General features: G+C 72.7%; 6 protein-coding genes. 1 reads left to right on the plus strand and 5 read right to left on the minus strand.

Annotation, left to right across the window (positions count from 1 at the left end; all coding sequences use genetic code 11):
• Positions 1-143: 143 nt before the first annotated feature.
• The 5 genes from ACFWW9_RS15105 to ACFWW9_RS15125 form a co-directional block, all read right to left on the minus strand.
• Entirely contained in the window at positions 144-1310 is a 1167-nt protein-coding gene (locus ACFWW9_RS15105) for a 4-hydroxybenzoate 3-monooxygenase (protein ID WP_390376801.1), read from the minus strand.
• Positions 1311-1417: 107 nt separating this feature from the next.
• The gene (locus ACFWW9_RS15110) at positions 1418-2179 is read right to left on the minus strand and encodes a helix-turn-helix domain-containing protein (RefSeq protein ID WP_390376804.1); all 762 of its coding nucleotides are present in this window, start codon (positions 2177-2179) and stop codon (positions 1418-1420) included.
• Entirely contained in the window at positions 2176-2739 is a 564-nt protein-coding gene (locus ACFWW9_RS15115; protein ID WP_390376806.1) for a biliverdin-producing heme oxygenase, read from the minus strand. Before ACFWW9_RS15115 ends, ACFWW9_RS15110 begins: the two co-directional genes overlap by 4 nt.
• Positions 2740-2762: 23 nt before the next feature.
• Positions 2763-3206 (minus strand): response regulator, encoded by a 444-nt coding sequence (locus ACFWW9_RS15120; RefSeq protein WP_390376809.1) that lies wholly within the window; start codon positions 3204-3206, stop codon positions 2763-2765.
• 11 nt (positions 3207-3217) lie between these two features.
• Positions 3218-4969, minus strand: a complete 1752-nt coding sequence (locus tag ACFWW9_RS15125; protein WP_390376812.1) for a PP2C family protein-serine/threonine phosphatase — start codon at positions 4967-4969, stop codon at positions 3218-3220.
• 77 nt (positions 4970-5046) lie between these two features.
• Between ACFWW9_RS15125 and ACFWW9_RS15130 the strand changes: the two genes are divergently transcribed.
• On the plus strand, positions 5047-7340 hold a 2294-nt coding region (locus tag ACFWW9_RS15130), incomplete at its 3' end, for an ATP-binding protein (RefSeq protein WP_390376815.1).

Genomic DNA, 7340 nt, shown 5'->3' on the forward strand with positions numbered 1-7340 from the left:
CTCCGAAGCCGCCGCGAGTGAACGTCCACAAAGGATTCACGGTGTCACGGGTCCCGCTCACGCCGCTCCGGTGCCGCAGACCTTATTGGGGCGGTCCGACAATCCCGATCGGCAGCCGCTGGTCCGTCGTGGAGCGAAACACCTCAGACCGAGCGGTCCGGTGCGGTTTCCCGTGGTCGCAGCAGGGTTTCCAGGTTGACCCTCGCGATCCGCCTGCGGAACTCGCCCGCGGCGGAGGCGTCACCGGACTCGTGCATGGTCTCCGTCATCCACACCGCGGCCGCCTGCCGGTCCCACGTGTGGTCGAGGCACGTGTCGGAGTACGCCTTCAGCAGGCTGTCGTCGCCCTCCTCGACGTGCTTCACGAGAGCGCGCGCGAGCGTGTCGGCGTCGTGCAGCGCGAGGCTCATCCCCTCGGCGCTCATCGGGGAGATGAGGTGCGCGGCGTCGCCGACGAGGTGGAGCGCGCCGTGGCTCATGGGGCTGAACACGACCCCGCGCAACGGCACCACCTGCTTGCTCACGATCGGTCCCCTGACGGGCAATGAAGCGCCGAACCTCGCCTCCACCTCGGCCCAGATCCGCTCGTCCGACCACCGGTCGACGTGATCGGTCGCCGAGCACTGGAGGTAGAACCGGCTGGCGTTCGGGCCTCGGGTGATCTGGGCCGCGAACCCGCGGTCGTGCACGGCCATCACCGCGGGCGGATCGGCGGGCACCTCCGCCAGGATCGTCAGCCAGGCGTAGCCGAACTCGTGCGTGTCGCAGCGCAGGACGCCTTCGGGGATCGCTGCCCTGCTGATCCCGCGGTGACCGTCGCACCCGGCGACGAAGTCGCAGTCGATCACGGTCGTCGCACCCGACGAATCCCGGTACCGGACAACGGGATGTTCGGTGTCCACGCCGGACAACGTGATGTCCTCGGCCTCGAACCGGAGGTCGCCGCCGTCCCGGAGGAACACCTCGATCAAGTTTCGGACCAAGACCTGCTGCGGGCAGAACACCGATTCCCCGTCCTGGTCGTCCATCCGCCAGAACCGCTTCTCCCCGTCGACCAGCAGCGGCATCTCCTGGTCCCCGACCTCGTCGCCGACGTCCTCGGCCACCACGTCGACGTCCCACTTCCGCAGCAGGCGGACGCCCTCGCCGTCGAGGGCCCCGGCCCGCTGCCGGTTCTCCACGTGGTCACGGCCGCGCTTTTCCAGGATGGTGCAAGGGATTCCGCTGCGCAGCAGGAAGGTGCCGAGCGCGAGTCCGGCGACACCGCCTCCCACGACGACCACCGTGGTGCGCTCGTTCTCGTGTGCCATGCGCTGTCCGTTCTCTCGAGGGCGTGTCCCTGTCGATCACCACAGTGCGCCCTCGACACCCTTGCGCCCCACCGTTATGCGGCCACCGGATACCGGAAACCCGCCAACTACTCCCCCGCGGGGCTCATCGAGGCTTGGTACCGACCCGGTGTCTGCCCGACGACGGCGGTGAACGCCTCGATGAACGTGGACGGGTTGGACCACCCGCACAGGATCGCGGTGTCGGTGACGGACCGGCCGTCGGTCAGGTGCACCAGGGCGTGGTGGACGCGGAGGATCGTGCGCCAGCGCTGGAAGCTCATGCCGAGGTCGGTGTGGAACAGGCGGCTCAACGTCCGCTCGCCCGCCCCGACCATGCGCCCCAGCTCGGTCAGCGTCGTGCCCCGACCCGGCTCGGCGCGCAGCAGGTCCGTCACGGCGCGCAGCCGGTCGTCACGCGGCTCCGGCAGGTGCAAGGACTGCTCCGGGGCCTCGACCAGCTCGTCGATCATCACGGCCCGCAGCCGCCGCTCGGCGACCGGACTTCGCCGTCGCGGGCCGGTGAGGGCGAGCAGCACCTCGCGCACCAGCGGGCTCACCGCGAACACGCCGGGATGCGCCAGGAGCCTGCCGCACAGCTCGGCGGGGATCGCGAGGATGCGGGCGTCGGTCTCGCCGTAGAAGCGGTGGGAGTGCTCGAACCCCGGCGGTGTCCAGGTGATCCGGTTGGCGGGCGCGACCCACGTCCCACGTTCGGTCGTGGTCGCCAACGCCCCCGCGGCCGCGTAGACCAGCTGCCCGTCCGCGTGCGAGTGGCTGTCGAGGTGGAACCCGTGCGGGAGCCACCCCGCGCCGTGCGGCGTGGGCCCTCCCCGAGGTCGCCCGCTCACCCGACGACGGCCTCGGCGGACAACCAGTCGCGGAACAGCAGGAAGTGCGCGTTCGCCGCCTCGACGACAGTCCCCGCGTCTTCGGCCGGCACGGCGTCCTCCGCCATCGCGCAGAACCGCCGGAACCTCCGGCGCGCGTCCCCGTCCCCGGCGAAGAACGACACCGGCACCGGACCGAGCGCGTCCCCGACCCACCGCGTGATCAGCCGACCGCCGAGCCTCGCGCCCTCCAGCACGTACAGCGACCCGACGAGCGCGGGCAGTGCCGCCACGTCCGGTGGGGACGAGCGCGGCAGCGCCGCGACGCGCGAAGGGCTCCAGCCGAGCCGGAGCAGGTCGGCCACCAGCCGTTCGGCGTCCGACAGCGGTTCCCACGGCAGTCGGTGGGCCACGAGGGACTCCGTCAACGCCCGCTCCAGCGGCTCGTGGAACCCGAGGAACGCCGCCAGCACGTCCTCGTAACGCGACGGCGAGGTCAGCCGGGACAGGAAGTCGAGGTCGTCCTCCAGCGCGCGGTGAGCGGCGCGGGTTTCGGCGCGCAGACGCTCCAGGAGGGACACCCGCGACATCCTAGGGAACCGCGTCAGCCCACAGCCGCGTCCGGCCGCGCGTAGCCGTTGGCGTGCCAGTACTCGACCGCCCCTTGCAGCACCGTCCGGAACAGCGCGAAGTTCACCGGCTTGTAGACGTAGCTGTCCGCGCCCGCCTCGCGGGACCGGTCGATGTCCGAGGACGTCGTCGACGAGGTGAACACCACGACGATCACGTCCCGCACCCGCGCGTCCGGGTCCGAGCGGATGTCGGCGAGCACGCGGTAGCCGTCGGCCCCCGGCATGTTCAGGTCGAGCAGCACCAGCACCGGGCGGGTCAGGCCGGGGTCCCGCAACCGGTCCGCGACGAGGTGGCCGTCGGGGAGGAACTCCAGCACCAGCTCCGGGTGCGAGCGCGACAGGGCGCGGTGGATCGCCTCCCGGTCCTCGTCGCTGTCCTCGACGACCAGCACGACCTGGTCCTCGTCCGCGGTCACAGGACCTCCCATCACGTCCGCCCGTCGGCGTCGAGCACCCGAGGGCCGTGGTACCTGATCAGCAGCACCGCCGCGTCGTCGTCCACCGCGTACCGCCCGTCCCCCGCGACCAGGGTGTCCGCCATCTCGGGCAGCGGCAGGTGGTGCAGCGCCGCGAGCGTGGTCTCCAGGTCGGTGTCGCCGAAGAACGCGCCGGCACCGTCGCGCGCCTCGATCAGCCCGTCGGTGAACAGCACCACGCAGTCACCGGGGTGGAGCACGTCGTCCACCAGCGTCAACGAGGGCTCGGCGACCACGCCGACGAGCTGCCCCAGGCAGGCCGTCTCCTCCACCCGGCCGTCCCGCCGGACGATCATCGGCGGCGGGTGCCCAGCCGTGAGAGACCGGATCGGCAGGCCTTCGGGACCGGCGGTGCCGAAGGTGACCGTGGCCATGGTGAGGAACTTCCCGACCCTGTTCCGCAGCATCTTCCCGTTGAGCTGGCGCACCGCGTCGTCCGGCTGCCCGCCGGTCTCCAGGATGGTCTCCACGGTGTGCCGGGCGAGGCCGGTGAGCGCGGCGGCCCCGGCGCCACGACCGCACACGTCGCCGATGAGCGCGGTGAACCGGCCGTCCGGCTGCCGCACGACCCCGTAGAAGTCGCCGCCGACGTCGAGTTGGCGACCGGCCACGTTGTACCCGGTCGCCACCTCGACGCCGTCCAGCTCGGGCAGCACCGCGGGCAGGAGGTGCCGTTGCAGCTCCTCGACCTCGGCGCGGCGCTCGTCGTAGAGGGTCGCGTTGCCGATGGCGAGCGCCGCCCGCGTCGCGATGTCCTGCACGAACTCCCGCGTGGGCGTCCGCCGCACCCCGGAGCGGTAGAAGAACGTCAGCACGCCCAGCACCCGGCCCCGCGCCCGCAGGACCGCGCTGGTCATCAGCTCCAGGCCGACGTCCTCGGGCAGCCGCGACGACCGCGGCCGGTTCTCGTCGTCGTCCTGCGAGGTCACCCCGGCCCACCGGCCGTCGCGCAGGTGGTCGTTGAGCAGGCGCTCCCGGTGCACGTCCACGTGCGCGGCGGCGATCTGCACCAGCGCCCCGTCCCGGCGGATGTGCACGGCGGCCCCGTCTGCGAGCCCCGGCACCACCATCCGCACGACCGCCCGCAGCGTCTCCTCCACGTCCAGCGACCGGGCCAGCCTCAGGGAGACCTCCGCGAGCACCGCGTCGGCCGCGAGCCGGTTGTCCAGCAGCGCTTGGTCGGCGATCCGGTCGTCCGCCGCGATCACGACGTCCGCGACCTGGCCCAACGCCCTCGCGACCACGTCGTCCCCTGGCTCGCGCGCCAGGCTGAGCAGCAGCAGCCCGCTGTCCCCCGCCGCGGCGCGGAACGAGGCCGCGACCACCGTGGTGCCGCCGACGCCCCGCACGCGCGCGCCCAGTCCGGGGGCGAACGACGCCAGCTCGTCGACGCCCAGCACCGCGACCCTCGCCTGGCCGAAGTCGACCGTCGCGAGCGGGCCGGACCCCTCGACCCACGGGACGACGTCCTCGGCGAGCCCGGCCGGGCCGGTCGCCACCCCGTGGTCGTGGTCGGCCCAGCGCACGACCGGCACGGCCCCTCCGGGACCGATCCGGGCCCCGAGCACCCCGCGGACGTGCGGCAGCTCCAGGAGACCCAGGTAGAGTTCCTTCGCGAAGACCTTGGTGCTCCCCGCGGCGAACGCGGTCCGCCACAGCGCGTGCAGCAGGTCCGGCCACAACGGCGGATCGCCTGCGATCATCTGGCCGACACCTCCGTTCCGTGCTCCCGTGAATGGTCTTCACGACGGAGCCGAGCCCACCGGAAGCAGGATCGAGTATGCACGACGAGCAGCGGCTTCCCGGTGTTCCCCAGGACGAGTTGGGGGCGGAGTGGGTCCGCGCGGCGCAGGCCGAGGCCGAGGCGGGCACGACGTCGTTCGACCTGACCGTGTGCCTCACCGAGCCCATCCACCTGCTGGGCGGCATCCAGTCCTACGGCGCGCTGCTGGCCACGGACGACTCGGGGGTGGTCGAGGTCGCGAGCGAGAACACCACGACCGTGCTCGGCCCCACCCCCGAGGCGCTGCTCGGCACTCCCCTGGAGGCGCTGATCGGCGCCGAGGGCGTCGAGGCCGTGCGCGCCACGCTCGACGCCCCGACCGGCGACCGGGGGCTGTGCGGGCTCGTGCTGCCCGGCTCCGGGGAGAACTTCGACGTCACGGTGTACCGCGCGGACGGCCGGACGGTGCTGGAGTTCGAGCCGCGCCCGGTCGAGGCCGCGTTCCGCTTCTCCCAGTTCTACCCGCGCCTGCGCACGTCGCTGACCAAGCTCCAGCACGAGTGGACCGTGGTCGACGTGTGCGCGTCGGCGGTGGCCGAGATCCGCGCGCTGACCGGGTACGACCGGGTGGTCGCCTACCGGTTCGAGGGCCAGGCGGGTCCCGGCGAGGTGATCGCCGAGTCGGTGGCCGACGGGCTGGAGCCGTGGCTCGGCCTGTGGTTCCCGGCGACCGACATCCCGCCCCAGGCGCGGCGGCTGTACGAGCGCAACTGGATCCGGGTGATCTACGACGTGGACGACGAGACGGCCAAGGTGCTGCCGCAGGTGCTGCCGGGCACGAGCGCGCCGCTGGACCTGTCCGACTCCACGCTGCGCACCGTCTCGTCGTTCCACCTGGAGTACCTGCGCAACATCGGCGTGGCGTCCTCGATGTCGGTGTCCCTGCTGCGCTCCGGCTCGCTGTGGGGGCTCATCGCGTGCCACGGCGTCGTGCCACGCCGCCTGGACGCGGAGGTGCGCGCGGCCTGCGAGTTCTTCGGGGTCACGCTGTCCCTGCAACTCGCCGCGCTGGAGGAGGCGCAGACCTCCCGCGCCCGCCACGACACGCGAACGGCCCTGTCCCGCCTGGTCACGGAGCTGAACACGGACATCACCCAGTCCGTCACGACCAGCGTCGACCTCCTGCACGAGCTGATCGACGCGACGACCGTGGTGCTGCGGCTGGACGGCAGGACCACGGTCGTGAGCGGCGACGACGAGGACCCGCTGCGGCCGGGGCTGGCCGCGCTGTGGGCCGTGCTGCCGGACCTGGAGGCGGGCGAGGTGTGGAGCACGGACAACCTCACCGCGCACGACGAGTCCCTCGCGGCGCACGCCGAGCACCTCAGCGGGGTGCTGGTGCTCGCGCTGGCGGCGGGCACCGACGACCTGATCGCGTGGGTGCGCCCCGAACGCCGGGCGAGCCGGACGTGGGCGACGGACCCGAACACGCCGGTGCGGCTCGGCGAACTCGGCGAGCGCCTCACCCCGCGGGGGTCGTCGGCGGTCTACCAGGCCGTCGTGCGCGGCCGCTGCGTGCCGTGGACCTCGTCGGACGAGGCCGTCGCCGGGGAGTTCGGCCGGGCGATCACCACGATGGTGGTGCGGCACAACGCCCGTCTCACGACGTTGAGCGACGAGCTGCGCCGCGCGAACGACGACCTGAGCACGTACGCGCACGTGGCGGCGCACGAGCTCAAGGAGCCCCTGCGCGGCATCTTCAACTCGACGGCGTTCATCCGCGAGGACGCCGAGGACCTGGACGCCACGACGGTCCGCAGGCTGGACACCGTGCAGCGCCTGGCCCAGCGGATGGACGAGCTGATCAACTCCCTGCTGCACTTCGCCCAGCTGGGCGACGGCGCGTTGCGCCGCACCGACGTCGACCTGCGCGACGCCGTCGAGGCCGCGCTGGAGGTCGCCGGTCCGCGGTTGGCGGAGCACGAGGTCGAGGTCGAGCTGCCCCCGGCCGGACAACCGGTCTGGGCCGATCCGGACCGGTTGTCCGAGGTGCTGGTGAACCTGCTGGTGAACGCCGCGAAGTACGCCCGCGAGGAACGGCCGCGCACGGTGTCGGTCGCCCTCGTCGGCGAGGACGAGGTGCGGGTGCGGGACAACGGCATCGGCGTCCCGCCCGAGCACCGCACCGAGGTGCTGAGGCTGTTCCGCAGGCTGCACAAGCGGGACCAGCACGGCGGCGGTCACGGAGCCGGGCTGGCGATCGTGAACCGCATCGTCGAACGGCACGGCGGCGAGGTGCGCCTGCACGCCACGCCCGGTGGTGGAGCCACCGTCGCGTTCACGCTGCCCCG

Origin of the sequence: Umezawaea sp. NPDC059074 (assembly GCF_042738955.1) — a bacterium.
GTDB lineage: Bacteria > Actinomycetota > Actinomycetes > Mycobacteriales > Pseudonocardiaceae > Umezawaea.